This window comes from Streptomyces bobili (assembly GCF_002154575.1).
Lineage (GTDB): Bacteria > Actinomycetota > Actinomycetes > Streptomycetales > Streptomycetaceae > Streptomyces > Streptomyces bobili.
On the sequence record NZ_MUBA01000023.1, the window covers coordinates 1 to 17,060 of the forward strand.

General features: G+C 71.9%; 18 protein-coding genes. 9 read left to right on the forward strand and 9 right to left on the reverse strand.

Translation table 11 applies throughout. From position 1 onward, the window contains the following. Both BZL64_RS02510 and BZL64_RS02515 read left to right on the forward strand, forming a co-directional pair. On the forward strand, positions 1-811 hold an 811-nt coding region (locus BZL64_RS02510), incomplete at its 5' end, for a glycoside hydrolase family 26 protein (protein ID WP_107430188.1). Between the two features lie 75 nt (positions 812-886). After that, a complete protein-coding gene (locus BZL64_RS02515; protein WP_086765662.1) occupies positions 887-1,708 on the forward strand; it encodes a M23 family metallopeptidase in 822 nt (273 codons plus the stop codon). Between the two features lie 272 nt (positions 1,709-1,980). Here the strand turns inward: BZL64_RS02515 and BZL64_RS02520 are convergent, their stop codons facing one another. Together BZL64_RS02520 and BZL64_RS02525 are read right to left on the reverse strand one after the other, a co-directional pair. Next, on the reverse strand, positions 1,981-4,269 hold the full coding sequence (locus BZL64_RS02520) for a helix-turn-helix transcriptional regulator (RefSeq protein WP_086765664.1): 2,289 nt from the start codon (positions 4,267-4,269) through the stop codon (positions 1,981-1,983). A gap of 171 nt (positions 4,270-4,440) precedes the next feature. Further along, positions 4,441-4,773: a DUF7144 family membrane protein gene (locus BZL64_RS02525; protein ID WP_244205149.1), complete on the reverse strand. Its 333-nt coding sequence runs from the start codon at positions 4,771-4,773 to the stop codon at positions 4,441-4,443. Between the two features lie 354 nt (positions 4,774-5,127). Between BZL64_RS02525 and BZL64_RS02530 the strand changes: the two genes are divergently transcribed. Then, complete coding sequence (locus BZL64_RS02530) at positions 5,128-5,625, forward strand: FxLYD domain-containing protein (protein ID WP_244205150.1); 498 nt, start codon at positions 5,128-5,130, stop codon at positions 5,623-5,625. Positions 5,626-5,665: 40 nt separating this feature from the next. Here BZL64_RS02530 and BZL64_RS02535 read toward each other — a convergent pair whose 3' ends face one another. Both BZL64_RS02535 and BZL64_RS02540 read right to left on the reverse strand, forming a co-directional pair. Further along, positions 5,666-6,805, reverse strand: a complete 1,140-nt coding sequence (locus tag BZL64_RS02535) for an aminopeptidase P family protein (protein ID WP_086765667.1) — start codon at positions 6,803-6,805, stop codon at positions 5,666-5,668. A 127-nt stretch (positions 6,806-6,932) separates the two neighbouring features. Then, positions 6,933-7,988 (reverse strand): saccharopine dehydrogenase family protein, encoded by a 1,056-nt coding sequence (locus BZL64_RS02540; RefSeq protein ID WP_086765669.1) that lies wholly within the window; start codon positions 7,986-7,988, stop codon positions 6,933-6,935. 116 nt (positions 7,989-8,104) lie between these two features. Here BZL64_RS02540 and BZL64_RS02545 point away from each other — a divergent pair, with 116 nt between their 5' ends. Continuing rightward, positions 8,105-9,109, forward strand: coding sequence for a helix-turn-helix domain-containing protein (locus BZL64_RS02545; RefSeq protein WP_086765672.1), 1,005 nt, complete (start codon positions 8,105-8,107; stop codon positions 9,107-9,109). On the opposite strand, the gene BZL64_RS02550 is transcribed toward BZL64_RS02545, so the two are convergent. Next, complete coding sequence (locus BZL64_RS02550; RefSeq protein ID WP_086765674.1) at positions 9,078-9,992, reverse strand: oxidoreductase; 915 nt, start codon at positions 9,990-9,992, stop codon at positions 9,078-9,080. The two genes, BZL64_RS02545 and BZL64_RS02550, sit on opposite strands and share 32 nt — an antisense overlap. 107 nt (positions 9,993-10,099) lie before the next feature. Between BZL64_RS02550 and BZL64_RS02555 the strand changes: the two genes are divergently transcribed. Beyond that, the gene (locus tag BZL64_RS02555; protein ID WP_086765676.1) at positions 10,100-10,702 is read left to right on the forward strand and encodes a TetR/AcrR family transcriptional regulator; all 603 of its coding nucleotides are present in this window, start codon (positions 10,100-10,102) and stop codon (positions 10,700-10,702) included. A 37-nt stretch (positions 10,703-10,739) separates the two neighbouring features. Here BZL64_RS02555 and BZL64_RS02560 read toward each other — a convergent pair whose 3' ends face one another. Continuing rightward, on the reverse strand, positions 10,740-11,444 hold the full coding sequence (locus tag BZL64_RS02560; protein ID WP_086765678.1) for a helix-turn-helix domain-containing protein: 705 nt from the start codon (positions 11,442-11,444) through the stop codon (positions 10,740-10,742). Between the two features lie 74 nt (positions 11,445-11,518). Between BZL64_RS02560 and BZL64_RS02565 the strand changes: the two genes are divergently transcribed. Further along, positions 11,519-12,376: an oxidoreductase gene (locus BZL64_RS02565; RefSeq protein ID WP_086765680.1), complete on the forward strand. Its 858-nt coding sequence runs from the start codon at positions 11,519-11,521 to the stop codon at positions 12,374-12,376. A 390-nt stretch (positions 12,377-12,766) separates the two neighbouring features. Here BZL64_RS02565 and BZL64_RS02570 read toward each other — a convergent pair whose 3' ends face one another. From BZL64_RS02570 to BZL64_RS02575, 3 genes are all read right to left on the reverse strand, one after another. Then, complete coding sequence (locus BZL64_RS02570) at positions 12,767-13,753, reverse strand: hypothetical protein (protein WP_086765682.1); 987 nt, start codon at positions 13,751-13,753, stop codon at positions 12,767-12,769. Next, a complete protein-coding gene (locus tag BZL64_RS39440) occupies positions 13,750-14,199 on the reverse strand; it encodes a hypothetical protein (RefSeq protein ID WP_143662953.1) in 450 nt (149 codons plus the stop codon). Before BZL64_RS39440 ends, BZL64_RS02570 begins: the two co-directional genes overlap by 4 nt. 172 nt (positions 14,200-14,371) lie before the next feature. Then, positions 14,372-15,358 (reverse strand): helix-turn-helix transcriptional regulator, encoded by a 987-nt coding sequence (locus tag BZL64_RS02575; RefSeq protein ID WP_086765685.1) that lies wholly within the window; start codon positions 15,356-15,358, stop codon positions 14,372-14,374. 163 nt (positions 15,359-15,521) lie between these two features. Here BZL64_RS02575 and BZL64_RS02580 point away from each other — a divergent pair, with 163 nt between their 5' ends. From BZL64_RS02580 to BZL64_RS02590, 3 genes are all read left to right on the forward strand, one after another. Next, positions 15,522-15,869, forward strand: coding sequence for a hypothetical protein (locus tag BZL64_RS02580; RefSeq protein ID WP_086765693.1), 348 nt, complete (start codon positions 15,522-15,524; stop codon positions 15,867-15,869). 114 nt (positions 15,870-15,983) lie between these two features. Next, positions 15,984-16,181 (forward strand): hypothetical protein, encoded by a 198-nt coding sequence (locus BZL64_RS02585; RefSeq protein WP_086765687.1) that lies wholly within the window; start codon positions 15,984-15,986, stop codon positions 16,179-16,181. Positions 16,182-16,358: 177 nt separating this feature from the next. Further along, on the forward strand, positions 16,359-17,060 hold a 702-nt coding region (locus BZL64_RS02590), incomplete at its 3' end, for an NlpC/P60 family protein (protein WP_143662955.1).

The following is a 17,060-nucleotide window of genomic DNA, read 5'->3' on the forward strand; positions in this document are numbered from 1 at the left end:
CAGTACTCCAGGTATCCGGGCGCCCCCTCGATGTTGTTCCACAGGTCCCCGGGCGTATCTGCCCGGGGACCTGTGGAACAACATCGAGGGGGCGCCCGGATACCTGGAGTACTGGGCGCGGTGGCGGACCGCACGCGCGGACCGGATGTTCGTGCTGAACGTGCCGATGCTGGAGCGGACGGAGGAGCGGCTGCCCGACGGCGTCGTCCGGGAGGAGCTGCGCAAGGGGGCGCGCGGCGAGTACGACGCTCACTTCGCGGCGCTCGGGCGGCGGCTGGTCGGGCTCGGGGTGGCGGACAGTGTGCTGGTCGTCGGCTGGGAGATGAACGGCATCACCTACACCCACCGCTGCGGGCCCGACCCCGGTGCCTGGAAGGCGTACTGGAAGCGGATCGTGGCGGCGATGCGGGCGGTGCCGGGGCAGCGGTTCCGCTTCGAGTTCACGCCGAGCCGGGGGCGGGACGCCGTCCCGTGGACCGACTGCTACCCCGGCGACGCCCACGTCGACATCATCGGCATGGACGCCTACGACCAGCCCGAGGGGATGCCCTTCGAGGAGCAGGTCACCGAGCCGTACGGGCTCGCGGCGCACGTGCGGTTCGCGGCGGAGCACGGCAAGCCGGTGTCGTACCCGGAGTGGGGGCTGTTCCGCAACGGCGACAACGCCGCGTACATGCGGGGCATGCTCGGCTGGTTCGCCCGGCAGCGTCCGCTGTACCAGACCATCACCGACTACTGCCCGCACGGCGTGTGGCGCTGCCGCGACAACCCGCGGGCGTCGGCCGTCTACCGGGCGACGGTGTCCTCGTGACGGACGGAGGGCCGTTCGGTTGAACCGTCCGCGCGCCGTCCAGCCCGTCGCCACCCCCGGTCCGATGATCCCGAGATGCGACGAGAACACCACGCGCGCCTCCCGCGGATGTGTTTCGCTCCCGCGCGGAAGCCCCCGGGCTCCCTTCCCTCCGTCCTGGCGGCCGTACTGATCGCGGGCGTCCTGGTGGCGCTCGCCTCGGTGCCCGCCGAGGCCGGCGGCGACGCGTTCCGCAAGGAGACCACCCGCGCGGTCCGGGCCCACGAGAAGGCCCGTGCCCACGTCGACCGGCTCCGCGCCGGCGACGCCCGCACCACCGAGGTGAGATCCGCCGAACGCCGCCGCAAGGCCATCCGGGCCGGGCTGTGGGACGCGCTGTGGTCGGTGGCCCGCGACGCCGGAGATCCCGTCGCCGTGGACCCGTCCGGCCGCGCCGGCCGCTGCCCGGCCGCCCGCACCCGCAGCCGCGCGCCCGAGGACCGCGACGGCGACTGGACTGCGCCGACCCGCCGCTACCGGCTCTCCGCCGGCTACGCCGCCCGCGGCTCCCGCTGGGCCCACCGCCACACCGGCCAGGACTTCGCCGTGCCCACCGGGACGCCCGTGTACGCCGTCGGACCCGGCACGGTCCGCGCCACGACCTGCGGCGACGGCTTCGGCAACCAGGTCATCGTGCGCCACCCGGACGGCTACTTCACGCAGTACGCCCATCTGTCCCGCATCGACGTCCGCAAGGGCGGCCGGGTCGCGGCCGGACAGCGCCTCGGCCTCTCCGGCGCGACCGGCAACGTCACCGGCCCGCATCTCCACTTCGAGGTACGGATCACGCCGTACATGGGGTCCGCGGTGTCGCCCCTGCCGTGGCTGCGGAGGAAGTCGGTCGACGTCGGCGGGTGACGGGCCCCGCGCGGGTGTGCCGGGGGGCTGCCCCGCCGACCTGGGGCAGCCCCACCGTGCCGGCCGGGGGAGTTCGGTGCCGGGCGCCTCGCCATGACAGCCGTGGGGGAACGGGCCAGCCGACCCCCCGCACCTCCCGATCCCCCGGGCGGCAGTCACCAGGCTGCCCGCCCGCGCCGGGCGGCGCACACGGCCCCGCCGAAGATCCGTATGCGGACCCGGCCCCGGACCGGCCACCCGCCCTACGTAGGTAGAGCCCAGGCCCAGGGCCCCTACGGCCCCGCCACCGCCGGGATCTCCGTCCGAGAGGTGATGCCCAGCTTGGCGAGGATGTGTTCGACGTGAGCGTCGACCGTGCGCTTGGAGATGACGAGGCGTTCGGCGATCTCACGGTTGGACATGCCCTGCGCGACGAGCGCGGCGACCTCGCGTTCGCGGCGGGTGAGGGCGTCGACGGAGCGGGCCTCGGTGCGCGGGGCGGGCGGGCCGGGGTGCGTGACCTCGGAGACCGGGGTGTCGGCGTTCGCGCGGACGGCCTGCAGCACCTCCCGGACCGACATCCGAGCGCCCGTCTCCCGCCACAGCTCGAACTTCTCCTCGCCGAGCGCGGCCCGCACCGCCTTCCGCGTCTCCTCCTGCTCCTCCAGCAGCCGGGGCAGCAGGGCGACCGGGTCACCGCTGAGCCGGCGGGCGTGCTCGGCGTATCCGAGGATCCAGCAGGCCCTGACGTGACGTTCCTCCCGCGCCGCCAGCCAGGCGAGGCCGAGGCAGGCCAGCCCGACGACCAGCACCTCGCCGATCTCGGCCGCCGCCTCCAGCCCGCGCCGCAGGCACTCCTCGCTCTCCTGGTGCTCACCGGTCAGGGCGAGGATGATCCCGCGGGTGGTGACCGTCGAGCCGTACAACTGCCGTTCCCCGCGGCCCTCCAGGTACGCCAGCCCGGTCGCGCACAGTTCCAGCGCGCCGTCGGTGTCGCCGAACACCGCGCGCAGCAGGGCCGCTTCGTAGTGGACGACGCCGATGCCGAGCCCGTCGCCGGACGCGAGGAGGCGCAGCCGTGCCGACTCGACCTCCGCCAGACCCTGTTCGACGGCGCCGCCGAAGGCCGCCAGCGCGCCCAGGTAGGCCTCGGCGTTCAGCTCGACCCTGCTGTCCCCGGCCCGCCGGGCGGCCTCGAAGGCGAGCGGGAACCGTTCCAGCGCGGTGACCAGGTCGGCCGTCCACACGGCGAAGATGCCTGTCATCAGGAGTCCCCAGGCGCGTTCCGGGCAGTCCTGCGGGGTGAGCGCGAGCGCCTTGTCGATCCAGTGCCGGCCCTCCGACAGGGTGCCGGCGGCCCGCCAGTAGGGGCCGAGGCGGGTCGCCAGCCACAGCGCGGCCACGGCCCGTCCCTCGCTGCGGCAGCCGTACTCCAGCGCCGCCCGCACGTCCGCGATCTCCTCGCGCACGGCCCGGTGCAGGGCGACCTGCGCGGGGGAGAGGAACTCGTCCCAGAAGCGGGAGACGAGCCGCTCGTAGTACGCGAAGTGCCGTGCCCGTACGGCGTCCAGGGCGCCGTCCGCCCCGGCGGGCCGACCGGCGCCATACTCGCGGAGGGTGTCCAGGAGGCGGTAGCGCCCGCCGTCCTCGCCGATGCGCTGCACGACCGACTTGTCCACCAGGCCGATCAGCGCCTCCACCACCTCACCGGCCGGCAACTCCTCGCCGCCGCAGACCTGTTCGGCCGCCGACAGCTCGAAGGAGCCGGCGAACACGGCGAGCCGCGCCCACAGCAGCCGTTCCTGCGGGGTGCACAGGTCGTAGGACCAGTCGATAGCCGTACGCAGGGTCTGGTGGCGGGTCAGGGACGTGCGGCGGCCTCCGGTGAGGACCTCGAAGCGCTGGTCGAGGCGGGCCAGCAGCTCGGCGAGCGACACCGCCCGCAGGCGTACGGCGGCGAGTTCCAGCGCGAGGGGGATGCCGTCGAGCCGGTCGACGAGCGCGAGGACGCGCTCACGGTCGGCCTCGGTGACGGCGGCGACGGCCGCGGCCCGCTGCAGGAACAGGTCGGCGGCGTCCTCCCGGCCGAGCGGGGCGATCGGCACGCAGTGCTCGCCCGGCACGTCCAGCGGCTGGCGGCTGGTCGCCAGCACGCTGAGGCCGGGGGCCTCGCGGAGCAGGATGTCGCAGAGCATCGCGCACGCGTCGACGAGGTGCTCGCAGGTGTCCAGGACCAGGAGTATCCGCCGGTCCCGCAGGTGTTCCACGACCGCGTCCAGCGTGCTCAGTCCGGGCTGCTCGGGCAGTTCGAGGACTCCGGCGAGGGTCGCCGGGACGAGTTCCGGGTCGCGCAGCGCCGACAGCTCGGCGAGCCGCACCCCGTCCGGGAACCGGTTCGCGGAGGAGCCCGCGGCCCGCAACGCCGTACGGCTCTTGCCGACTCCGCCGGGACCCACCAGTGTGACCAGCCGCGATCGCGCCAGCCCCGCCCGGATCAGGGTGAGTTCCTCCACCCTGCCGACGAAACCGGTGAGTTCCACCGGGAGTTGACCACCCCGTCGCTGACCGAAGCCGAATCCCATGCCGCCGCCCCCGTACGCCGTCCGACCCACAACCAGCACAGCGTAAGCACATGCGTGCCGAGCGTGAATGGCACCTGGAAATGAGGACGTGCGTACGTATCACCCGCGAGGAGGAACGGTGTCGAACATCCGCGCGAGGGGTGAAGGGGTGCCCGGATCCTCCGCCGGGTGTCACCGCGCCGTCGGCCGGTACACCGCCAGCGCCCAGATCACGAAGACATCGATCGCGATCAGGACGATCGACCAGACCGGGGCGTAGGGGAGGAACAGGAACTGCAGGACGAGGCTGACGGAGGCGAGGAGGATGCCGGTGACACGGGCCCAGGCCGCGCCCTTGAGGATGCCGCCACCGGCCGCCGCCGACACGACGCCGACGATCAGCAGGATCCAGCCCCAGCCGGTCAGGTTGATCTTGTAGACGTAGTCGCCGATCCGGCCGTACACGTCGTCCTCGGCGATCGCGGCGATGCCCTGGAGGACGGCGAGGACGCCGTTGACCAGCATCAGTACGCCCGCGAAGGTGACCCCGCCGGCGGCCAGGCCGCCTCGGCGTGCGGTCCCGGTGAGCGGCTGCCCGAGCCGGACGGGCCGGTGCCCTGGTGGGACGGATCCCAGACGGGGGAGCCGTGGGGATTCCTGGGCTGCGACGCGTCACTCATGGCGGGCTCCGCTTCTCTGTCCGATGATCCCGTTCCCCCGACCATCCGTCCGGGTGACGGCCACCACCACGGGAATTACGCCGTGCGGGTGAGCCGGCGTGCGTGTGCCGGTTGACCGGCCTTCACTGGAGAGAAGCCCCGCCGATCCGAGGCCCCCGCCCCGCGATCCCGGTCCCCGACATCCGACGCCGGAGGCGCCATGCCCGCCCACCGCACTCCCCTGGTCCGGGCAGCCGTGCTGACCGCGACCTGCGCCACCGTGCTCGGCGGCCTCACCGTTCTCACCGGCTGCTCCGACGAGGACAGCCCCTCGGGCGTGGCGAGCCGGGCCGAGTCCGCCGCCGCCTCCCTCGCCTCGCGGGCCACGGAGGGCTTCGCGTCGGCGACCGCGGAGGCGGGCCGCAGGCTCGACGGGATCAAGGGCGGCGTCGAGGCCGAGGACGACGTGAAGGCGGGCGCCCCGAAGGCGGACGGCGACCGCACCACGGTCGAGGTCACCGCCACCAACACCGACGACACGACGAGGTCCTTCTCCGTCCAGGTCGACTTCACCGACGCGGGCGGCGAGTGGCTCGACACGGTCCTCGTCACCGTCTCCGACGTCCCGGCCGGAAAGACGGGCACGGTGACCGCCCGCAGCACCCACCAGCTCTCGGGCGAGGTGAAGGCGGAGGTGCCGCGGGCGGTGCGGTACTGACGGCCCGACCCGGCGCCCCGCGCCCTCGGTGCCACGCGGGTCAGGCCACGACCGCCAGTTCGTGCGGGGTGCCGTTCAGGCGCCGGCCGCCCTCGGCCGTGCAGGTGACGATGTCCTCGATGCGCACGCCGAAGCGGCCGGGGAGGTAGACGCCCGGCTCGATGGAGAAGCACATGCCGGGGACGAGGGGCTGTTCCTCGCCCTCGACCAGGTACGGCGGCTCGTGGGTGGTCACGCCGATGCCGTGGCCGGTGCGGTGGATGAAGTGGTCGCCGTACCCGGCATCGGTGATGACCGCGCGGGCCACCCGGTCGATCTCCTGGCAGGACACGCCGGGCCGTACCGCCTCGAACGCGGCCTGCTGGGCGGTGCGGACGAGGTCGTGGACCCGCCGTTCCTCGTCGGTGGGCGGGCCGACGTGGACCGTGCGGGTGGTGTCGGAGCCGTAGCCGTCCTTGAGGCCGCCGAAGTCGAGGACCACCATGTCGCCGTCCCTGATGACCCGGTCGCCCGCCTCGTGGTGCGGGTTCGCCCCGTTGGGGCCGGACCCGACGACCGTGAAGTCGACCTGGCTGTGGCCGTGTTCACGCAGCAGCCGGGCCAGGTCGGCGGCGACCTCCGTCTCCCGGCGGCCCGCGAACCGTACGGCGAGGATGTCCTCGTACGTCGCGTCGGCCGCCGCTCCCGCCGCCGCGAGCCGGGCCACCTCGTGCTCGTCCTTGACCGCGCGGAGCATGGGCAGGGCGGTGGTGAGGGCGCGGTAGGCGGTGAGGGGGAGGGCCTCCTGGAGGCCGAGGAGGTGCAGGGCCCACGCCGCGTCGGAGACGCCGTAGCGGCCGTGCGGGCGGAGCAGGCCGGCCGCCGCGGCGTACGGGTCCTGGCCGTCGCTCCAGTCGGTGACGCGGACCGCGCCCGCGCCGGGGGCCGCCTCGGCGTCGGGGCGTTCGAGGGCGGGGACCAGGAGGTGGGGCTCGGCCTCGGGGGTGAGGACGAGGAGGGTGAGGCGTTCGGTGATCGCGGTGGGGCGGTAGCCGCACAGCCAGAACAGGTCGGGGCCGGGAGTGACGAGCACCCCGGAGAGCCCGGCCGCGACCGCCTCGCGGGCGGCGCGGGCCATGCGCTCGGCGTAGTCGTGGGGCGTGGCCGCCCACTCGGCCGCTTTGGCTGCCTCGTCGCTCATCTCACGCCACCTCGTCCCGTCGGTCCCCGTCCATTGGAGCTGGTGGGAGTGTCGGGTGCGGGACGCTGTACCGCCGTACGGGTGGCGGCCCGAGGCGGCCCCCGGCTGCCGTCGGGCCCCCGGTGGGCTAGCTCGCGGTGGAGACGGCCCGCTCGCTCACCTCGACCGTCAGGTGCGCCGAGAGGGCGCGCAGGAGGTGGGGGGCGTCGAAGAGGGCGCCGGCGGAGACGACGCCGGTGGCGCTGGTGCGGCCGGTGAGGATGCGCTCGACCGCCTCGACGACGAGCGGGGCGGTGACGGCGTAGATGTCCCGGCCGTGTGCCACGGCCCGCCGCTCGCCGGTGCCGGAGCGGACGACGACGTCGACGACGAAGGTCTGCGCGGACCGGCCGCGCTCGTCGACGGCGGTCGGCGCCGGGGTGTCCGGGGACGCCAGGTCCCTGGCCGCCTCCAGGGCCATCGCGGTGCGCACCTCGGGGATGTCCAGGTGGCTGGGGAGGGTGACGACGTCGGCCATGGTGAACTCGTCGACGACGGTCCGGCGGCCCAGTGGGGCGGGGAACTCCCAGTCCAGCAGGGCCAGTTCGTCGTGGTGGTACTCCAGCCTGCCGCCCGTGTGGCGAACCCGGCGGCCTTCGCGGCGTTCGCTGGAGACCTTGCCCGCGACGCGTGTGCCGGGGGTGGGGTGCCAGCCGCTGAGGCCGTAGACGACGCGTGCCTCGTCGGCCCGCGTCCAGTCGCCCATGGCCGTGGTGGCGAGCAGGTCGCCGAGGCCGCCGAAGAACGCCATCGCGGGGAGGATCACCGCTCCCTGGGCGCGGGCGCGGTCCCCGTACCGTTCGAACGTGTCGGCGTTGGCCTCGATCTCCGCGGCCACGTCGATGTAGGGGATGCCGGCGCGCAGGGCCGCCTCGACGACGGGCCCGGCGGTGGTGGCGAACGGTCCGGCGGCGTTGACGACCGCCGACGCACCGGCCAGCGCGCGGTCCAGGGAGGCCGAGTCCTCGGCGGAGGCCGGGCGGACGTCGAGTCCGGCGGGCGCCGAGGCGGCCAGTTCCCGCAGCTTGCCGGCGTCCCGTCCGGAGAGCACCGGGACGAACCCGCGGTCCAGCAGCTCCGCCACCACGAACCGCCCGGTGTGCCCGTACGCCCCGAACACCGTCACCGTCTGACCCGATCCCATGACTCTCCCCGTTCCTTCTTCGCATCGGCCCGCGCCGCGCTCCGTGTCCACATCGTCGCCCGCGAAGTGGCCGGCGCACGAGTGTCCGGAACGACATGCCCCGTACACTTCCGGACATGGACATCGAGGGAGCCTCACGGACCGGCGGCGGCACCGTCGCGCTGGCCGTGACCGAGGGCATGCTGCACTTCGAAGTCTCCATCGCCTACGAGGTGTTCGGCTTCGCACCCGTCGACGTGACCGTCCCCTGGTACGACGTCTCGGTGTGCGGGACGGACGCCGTGCGGTTCGGCCGGTTCCGGCTCGACCCCGACGAGGGCCTCGACCGGCTGCCGTACGCCGATCTCGTGATCGTCCCCGGCTGGGCGGACGTCGACGTGGCACCGCCCGCCGCCCTGACCGACGCGGTACGGGCCGCCCACGAGGCCGGTGCCCGGGTGGCGTCCCTGTGCACGGGCGCGTTCGTGCTGGCCGCGGCCGGTCTCCTGGACGGCAGGCGGGCCACGACCCACTGGGCCCACACCGACGTCCTCGCCGCCCGCCATCCGGCGGTCGAGGTGGACCCGGACGTCCTCTACGTCGACAACGGGACCGTCCTCACCTCCGCCGGCAAGGCCGCCGCGCTCGACCTGTGCCTGCACCTGGTCCGCCTCGACCACGGCTCCTCGATCGCCAACTCGGTGGCCCGCAGGCTCGTCGTGCCACCTCACCGGGCGGGCGGCCAGGCCCAGTTCGTCGCCGCGCCGGTCCCCGACCGGGACGACCACCCGCTGTCCGCCCTGCTGCCCTGGATCGTCGACCGGCTCGACCGGCCACTCACCGTGGAGGACCTGGCCCGGCAGGCGCGGATGAGTTCCCGCCACCTCGGCCGCCACTTCCGCACGGCGACCGGGACCAGCCCCCTCCAGTGGCTCCTGACCCAACGCATCCGCCGTGCCCAGGAGTTGCTCGAAACCACGGACCGCAGCGTCGACGCCATCGCCGAGGCCACCGGCATGGGCACGGCGGCGACCCTGCGACGCCACTTCAACCGCACGATCGGCGTCCCACCGGACACGTACCGGCGGACGTTCCGGCGCACGGCCGAGGTCAGAGAGCCGCCGGTACCGCCGGGAAGGTGACCTTCGTCAGTTCCTCCGACACGGTCCACAGGCGGCGCGCCACCTCCGGGTCGCTCGCCGCCGCCGTACGTCCCACCAGTGTCGGGCCACCCCGCATCTCCGCGATGCCGTCGGGGCCGACATAGCTCGCGCCGGGGAGGTCCGCCGTCGCCGCGTACAGGGTGGGGAGGGCGCCCGCCCGGTCGTCCTGGGCGAAGAACCGGTTGCCCAAGCTCATGAAGGCGCGGGCGGCCCGGCTCCCCGCGTGGCTCTGAAGGTTGGTGGCCGCGTAACCGGGGTGGGCGGCCAGGGCACGGACGCGGGAGCCGGCCTGCGTGAGGCGGCGCTGGAGTTCGAGGGTGAAGAGCAGGTTGGCCAGCTTGGACTGGGCGTAGGCGCCGCGCGGGGTGTAGTCCGTGTCCAGGTTCAGGTCGTCGAAGCGGATCGTGGCGCCGCCCCAGCGATGCGCACCGGAGGCGACGGTGACGACGCGGTCGGTGACGTACGGCAGGAGCAGGTTCGTCAGCGCGAAGTGACCGAGGTGGTTGGTGCCGAACTGCATCTCGAACCCGTCCCGCGTGCGTCGCTGCGGGAGCATCATCACGCCGGCGTTGTTGATCAGCAGGTCCAGCGGCCGGCCCTGCCAGGCGTCCGCGAATTCGCGCACGGAGGACAGGTCGGCCAGGTCGAGGCGGCGGACCTCCGTGCTGCCGGTGAGGGTCGCCGCCGCCGTACGGCCGCGGTCCAGGTCACGTACGGCGAACACGACGTGTGCGCCGGCTCGGGTCAGGGCGTCCGCCGCGGTGAGGCCGATGCCGCTGTTGGCGCCGGTGACCACGGCCGTGCGGCCGGTGAGGTCGGGGAGGCGGGTCGCGTTCCATCGCTTGCTCTGGTCAGTTGCCATGACCCCAATGTAGACGTCGCCAACAATGATGGCAATGCCTACAATGATGTCACTGACCACAATGCTGTCACCGCCAACAAAAGTGGCAGCGTCAACATCGGGATACGATGACCCCCATGCCCGAAAGCCGCCCCTACCACCACGGCGACCTGCGCGCCGCCCTCCTGGAGAGCGCCGAGCGCACCCTGCGGGAGAAGGGCGTCGGCTCCCTGTCCCTGCGCGAACTGGCCCGTGAGACCGGCGTCAGCCATGCCGCCCCCGGCCGCCACTTCAAGGACAAGCAGGCCCTGCTCGACGCGCTGGCCCTGGCCGGGTACGACCGGATGGCCGAGGCCATGGAGGCCGCCCACGACCCGGCGCTCCCGCTCCAGCCCCGCCTCACCGCCCTCGCCCGCGGCTACCTCACCTTCGCCACCGAGAACGCGGAACTCCTGGCGCTGATGTACGCCCGCAAGCACGAACCCGAGGCGGCCGAGCAGATGGCCGCCGCGGTGGACCGTACGGTGGGCGCCTTCGAACGGGTCATCGCGGACGCACAGCGCCACGGCGAGATCATCGAGGGCGACCCGGAACAGCTCACCCTCTTCACGGGCGCCGCCCTCCACGGCCTCGCCGCCATGACAGTGGGCGGCATGCTCGACGAGACGGCGGTCCTCGCCATGACCGACGACCTGATCCGCGTCCTGCTCCACGGACTCACGCCCCGCTGACGCCGCGGACGCGTCCCGAGCCTGGGAGCACGACCTCTCAGCCGTTCAGGCCCAGTTCGCCCGCGCGGATCCCCGCCTGGAAGCGGGAGCCGGCGTCGAGGGTGGTGAGGAGTTCGGCGACGCGGCGGCGGTACGTCCGTAGGGACATGCCGAGTTCGCGTGCGGCCTTCTCGTCGGTGGCGCCCGAGCCCAGCGCGCGCAGGACAGTCCGGCTGGCGGTGTCCAGTTGGGGCTGTTCGCCGCGTAGGAAGGCCTTGAGGTCGGTGGCCGCGTCCCAGGCGGCGTCGAAGAGGGCGTAGACCCCGCCGACGAGGTTGGGTGCGGTGGTGAGGGTGTACTCACGGCCGCCGGGGCCGTTCAGGCCGGCGAGGATCGCCAACCGGCGGTCGATGACGATCGTCTCGTGCGGAAGCGCGGCGGAGGCGATCCGCACCAGGGCGCCCCGGTCGACGAGTTCGCGCAGGTGCGCGCGGCTGTACTCGTCGGCGAGCGCGGCGGGGCTGAGCAGCTTCCGGACCTGCTGGGCCTGATGGGCCTGCTGGGCCTGATGGGCCTGATGGGCCTGCTGGGTGTGAGCGGCGCGGGCGGCCATGGCCTGACGGGCGCCGGGGCGGGACCAGGTGTCGAGATCCCGTGCGGCGCAGACGAACTCCTCGCGGACCGAGGAGAGCAGATGCGCTGTGCGCGTGAGCAGTTCCAGGTCACCGCGGATGGTCACGATCTCCGGCACGACATCCCTCACGCCGCCATTGTGCCCGACGGCAACAAGCTGCCACGGATTCGCGCCGCCAACACCCCGCCCTCCACGCTGAGTTCATGAACAACGACTTCCTCCTCGGTGGCGACCTCCCGGTCAGGCGCCTCGGCTTCGGCGCCATGCGCCTGCCCACGAACACCTTCCGCGGCCCGGCCCGCGACCCCGAGACGGGCCGAACCGTCCTGCGCCGGGCCGTCGAACTGGGCGTCGACCACATCGACACCGCCGCCTTCTACACCAGCGGCGACGGCACCGTACGGGCCAACGCCCTGATCCGCGAGGCGCTCCACCCCTACCCGGCCGGCCTGGTCATCGCCACGAAGGTCGGCCCGACCCGCACCCCCGACGGCACCCTCACCGAGACGACCGACCCCGCGGGCCTACGCCGACTGGTCGAGGAGAACCTCGAAACGCTCGGCGTGGACCGCCTCGACCTCGTCCACCTCCGCATCGGAGGCCTCGCGCCGCCCCCGCACGGCGAATCCGTCGCCGCCCGCTTCGAAGCGCTGGCCGCGCTGCGGGAGGAGGGACTGATCCGCCACCTCGGCCTCAGCAACGTCGACGCCGGTCACGTCGCGGAGGCCCGTGCGATCGCGCCGGTCGCGGCCGTCCAGAACCACTTCCACGCGGCCCACCGCGACGACACGAACCTCCTGTCCGCCTGCGAGAAGGCCGGCATCGCCTACGTGCCGTACTTCCCGCTCGGCGGCGGGATCACCGACATCGGCGGCGACCACATCGCCAAGGTCGCGGCCCGGCACGGGGCGACGGTCCCCCAGATCGCCCTCGCCTGGCTGCTCGCGGCCTCCCCCACCACCCTGGCCATCCCCGGCACGGGCTCCCTGACCCACGTGGAGGAGAACATCGCGGCGGGTTCGATCACCCTCACCGGGGAGGACCTGGCCGACCTCGGCTGACGCGGAGGGAGTTGAGGAACGTTGGCAGCTCGGGCCACTCGCGGCCTCCGTAATGCCTGGTGGCAGCCGGCAGAGATGGCCCAGCCCTGTTGACCCGCGTTCCGTCGGCCCGGTAGTTGAGATGAACGACCGTCGTCTCGTCGGACAACCAGAAGTCGTGCAGGCTTTGGGGTGGAGCCATGTTGACGGTGGCCGGGTCGACATTTGGGTTGGCCTCGGAGTCGAAGGCCCGCGGTGACTTGTCCCTCGGGAAGGCGGCGGCCTGGACGGCGCGCGGGGAACACGTCGCCGCAGCCCGGACCGGAGCGGTTCCTCTGCCGTTCTCATTTCCGCAAGCCGACCGGTCACGTGACTTCGTCCACAGGACTCGTAGGGTGACATCGCGACCGGTCAGTGTGTGAAGGCCAGACCGTGAGTCGCGGCGATCCACCCCGAGGCGTGTCCCGCATGCAGGTTGAGCGGATTGCCCTCGACGTTCCTCACCTTGAGGGATACGCGGACACCGGTGCATCCGCCGAGCTGGGAGGTGGGCAGGTGGAGCACATTCGTGGCGGTCTGGTGATGTTTGGCGGTCGAGATGTTCCACTTCGCCACCGGCCCGTTGATCACGTCACCGCACTTGGTTCCATCGGGATTCTGCGGCTGCGCCTGGATCCAGGTCTCCGCCTGCGTCCCGGTGTTGGCCGTCGTCCCGCCCGCACAGATCGTGGAGCCCGGAGCGCAGGTTGTCAGCGCCGCGTCCTGCACGACGGTGATGTCGTCGCCACCGCCCGGCGTGTAGGTGTATCCGAGTGTCGTCTGCGTCGAGCCCGGTGCGATCACGGCAGTGCCGGATGCCGGAAGCGTCCAGCGCGTTGTTGCCGCATACGTTCCCCGCGCCAGTTCGGCACCAGCCGGCACCTGCATGGTGACGGTGCGCCCGTTCTGGATGATCGATGAGTAACCCACCACAGACAGACGGCATTTGTAGGTGCCGGTGGTGGGCGCGGTGAACACCCAGCGCAGAGCGGGGGTGACCGATTTCTCGCCGGGTGGGACGAGATTCGAGGCCCAGTACGCTCCGGCCTCCGTATCGGAAGGGAGCGCTCCGCCATTGGCATAACCGCACCGCACCGCCGCTGTGGTACCGATGTTGTCCCCGGCCCCCAGCGCTGTCACGGTCGCCACCGACAGATCACGCGACCACAGATACGACTGCTCACCCGCTACGGCGGTGAACACCACGTCGGTTCCCGGTATGTCCTGGTACGACGTCGCGTTGCGCGTCACCTGGTACTCGAAGGTCGACGAAGCCGCCGAGGCAGGTGCCGCGAGCGCGGGCACACCTCCGCCGGCCAGGGCGAGCAGGACCGTCACCGTCGAACGGATGGACTTCACGCCTCTGACCAGTAAGGGCTTCGGCCGCCGGTGCACACGAGTACGGCTGCGGAGAAGTTTCCACTGGTGTTACTGCTGAAGCTTCCCGAATTGATCGTGCCGTCGGAAACCCACGGCTTGGGAGCGACATTGCTGGTATGCCAAAGCACGGCCTTGACCGGGAGGTTGTTCCGATAGGACATGATTCCGTCGCCGTCGATCAAGTCGTACAGCGCGAGCTGGAAACACTCGTGGGTATTCACCGTCCGCAGCTGCATATTGCTGAAAGCGGTGTACGCGTACAGGCACAGGTTGCCGGCTGGACATGCCTGTGCTGCCGAGGCCGGGCTCGCGGTGGATACGGCACCTCCCGCTGCCAGGGCCACAGAAGCCAGCACCACAGCGGAACTCTTCTGCAATTTTCGCCGGAACCCCATGGAAATACGCCCCTTTCCCCTGATGATCATTACGTGTCCAAAGGACGCTAACAGTCGGCACATCGCTCCACCAGAATGTTTCCAGCCTAATGATCAACCAGACGCGTGCTCTGGAATGGGATGCCTACCGCTCCAGGAAGTACCGGGAGAAGGGAAATGGGGGGGATAACCTTCCCAGGCGATTCACGAAGCATGTCGAATTTCAGCCGAGCCAGCCCTGCCGTGTGGCGCGCACGCCCGCCTCGAAGCGGCTGCGCGCCCCCAGGCGTTCCATCAGGCCGGTCGCCACGCGGCGGGCCGTCCGGTGAGAAACCCCCAGCCGCTTGGCGATGGCCTCGTCGGTGAAACCGTCGGCCAGTAGTTTCAGGGCCGTCGCCTCGGTGTCGGTCAGCCCTCTCTCGTCCCGCTGCGTGATCTCGCCGAGCGGCTTCGCCGCCTCCCAGACGGACTCGAACAGGGCGCACAGAGCGGTCAGCGTGCCCTGTCCGGTGAGCACCACCGCGCCGGCGGCGGTGTCGTCGCTGTTGACGGGGATCACGGCGGTGGTGCGGTCCGTGATGATCAGACGGATGGGCAGGGTGGGTGCGGTCCGGGCCTGTCGGCCCAGGCCGCTCAGCCATTGCGCGTAGGCCACGGTGTGGGGGCTGTTGCGCACGCTTTCGAGGTAGATGGTGCGCATGCGGATACCCCTGCCCAGCAGGGACTCGTCCAGCGGCTTGGATGCCTCCAGGTTCTCCGGTGTCTGCTCGCCGTCCGGGGCGAAGATCATGACCTCCTCCCGCACCTCTCGGTGCAGCAGGGCCAGCCGCTCCCGGATGCGGTCCAGGCCGATCAGGTGCTCCACGCCGGGCTCGGCGGCCGCAGGACGCAGGTCCGCGTACTCGGAGATGAGCTGCGCGGCGGCCGCTCGTGAGGCCTCGATCCGGTGCTGCTGCGCGGCGAGTTCCGCCTGCTGGCGGGCAAGCAGGATCTCCATGCCGATGTCCGGGCTGACCACCTGTGGCCGGCCGGGCTGCTCGTACGAGGGCCGCACCAGGCCCAGTTCGCTGAGGCGGTCGAGACCGGTGCGGACGTCGTCCTCGGACATCTCCAGGTGGCGGCGGAGATCGGCCACGCCACCTCGCGGATGCGCCAGCATCGCGCGGTAGACGGATTCGGTCTTTCTGTCCAGTCCCAACAAGGTCAACATATGGTGTCCCCCCCCATGAAGTGATCTTCACCGAAGATACTCGCACGCACATCTGGCGCTCACGGAGCACCCGGAGGGCGGGGTGGCCCATTCCGTCCAAGGCCTCAACGGGCCACCCGCCAGGTGCGGTTCGACTCTCCTCGCGGTCGCAGACTTCGTCGGTATGTACCTGATTCACGCCCAGCTGTCGGCGCCGCCCGGCGGCTTTCTGCCTTCCGACGCGGCTCGTCGGGCCCTCGCCCTGGCCCGTCCTGGTGAACGGGTGGAGCACGTCACCGCGCACCCGGACGCCGTACCCGACCCGGTCCTCGGGGTGTTCCTGGTGGCGGAGTCCCTGACCGAGGCCGAGGCGCTGGCAGCGGTGTTGTGCCGCCGGTTGCTGAACACCCACACCGCTCTGGCCGGTTGGGGCCTGCGCAGGGCTCAGGCGCCGCTACTGGCCCCATTGGGCCATGGACCATTGGGGCCACCCGAAATCCCTTCCCACCCTTCTGACCTGCGGCGAGAGTAGTTCTCGCCGCAAGGGACACCGACCGGCAGACACGAAGGACCGGCACCACGTCACCGCGGGACGTACGGGCCGGAACAGTCCGACAGGTCCATCGCCACCGAAGGGGCAACTTCCATGCAAGCCAGCTGTACTGCCAAGGCCGCCGCGGTCACCGTCCTCGCCGCGGGATCCCTGCTCCTCGGCCTGGGTGCCGTTTCCGGGGCCACCGGCCCCGGAAGCCAGGACGCCGGCCGACGCACTACGGCCGACGCGGGCCTGTCCCAGAACGACTTCGGCTGGCAGGTCGTCCCTGCCGACTTTGGCTGGCAGTAGCCGGTCCCCTCGCCCCGTAGCCGCACCGCGGGGCCGCCGCACCTCTACGGCGAGCCGTCGCGCCTCGCCGTGACCTCCCACTCTCCTCGACGCCGCCGTGTGGGCCGCCGACGCCCCGGCAGGCAGTCACCCCCGATCTTCCGTCCCGAAAGAATCCAGCAAGGAGTCACACCTGTCATGACCCTGCTCAAGATGCCGCACACCGCCGTCCTCACCGTCGCCCTCGCCTCCGCCACGGTTCTGGGCACCCTCACCGTCTCCCCCGCCGCGACGGCCGCCCCGAACACCTCCGTCTCCGGCGTGCGCACTGCCACCGCGGACACCGAGGACGTCGAGCGTCCCCAGGGCGCAGTGGGCCCGCTGCAGAGCGGCAGCCCGGTCAGTGCCTTCTCCACGCACCCCCTGGCCTCCACCGCCTCCGCAGCACCGATCACCCGCAGCGCGGTCATCGCCCGCGCCAGGACCTGGGTCGACGCACAGGTGCCGTACAGCATGAACAACTACCGCGACGGCTACCGCACCGACTGCTCCGGTCTGGTCTCCATGGCCTGGAACCTCGGCACCAACGCATGGACCGGCAACCTCGCCAGCTACGCCACCCGGATCTCCAAGAGCGAGCTGCGCAAGGGCGACATGCTTCTCTTCCACAACACCTCGAACCCCACGAGCGGCTCGCACGTCGTCCTGTTCGAGCGCTGGACCGACTCCTCGATGACCTCGTACGTCGGCATCGAGCAGACTCCGCCCCACGCCGTGCGCCGCACCATCCCCTACTCCTACTTCAACAACGCCGGCTCCTACCTGCCGTACCGGTACAACAACATCGTCGAGGACGTCACCGTCACCCGGGATCACGACTACACGGGTGACTACAAGGAC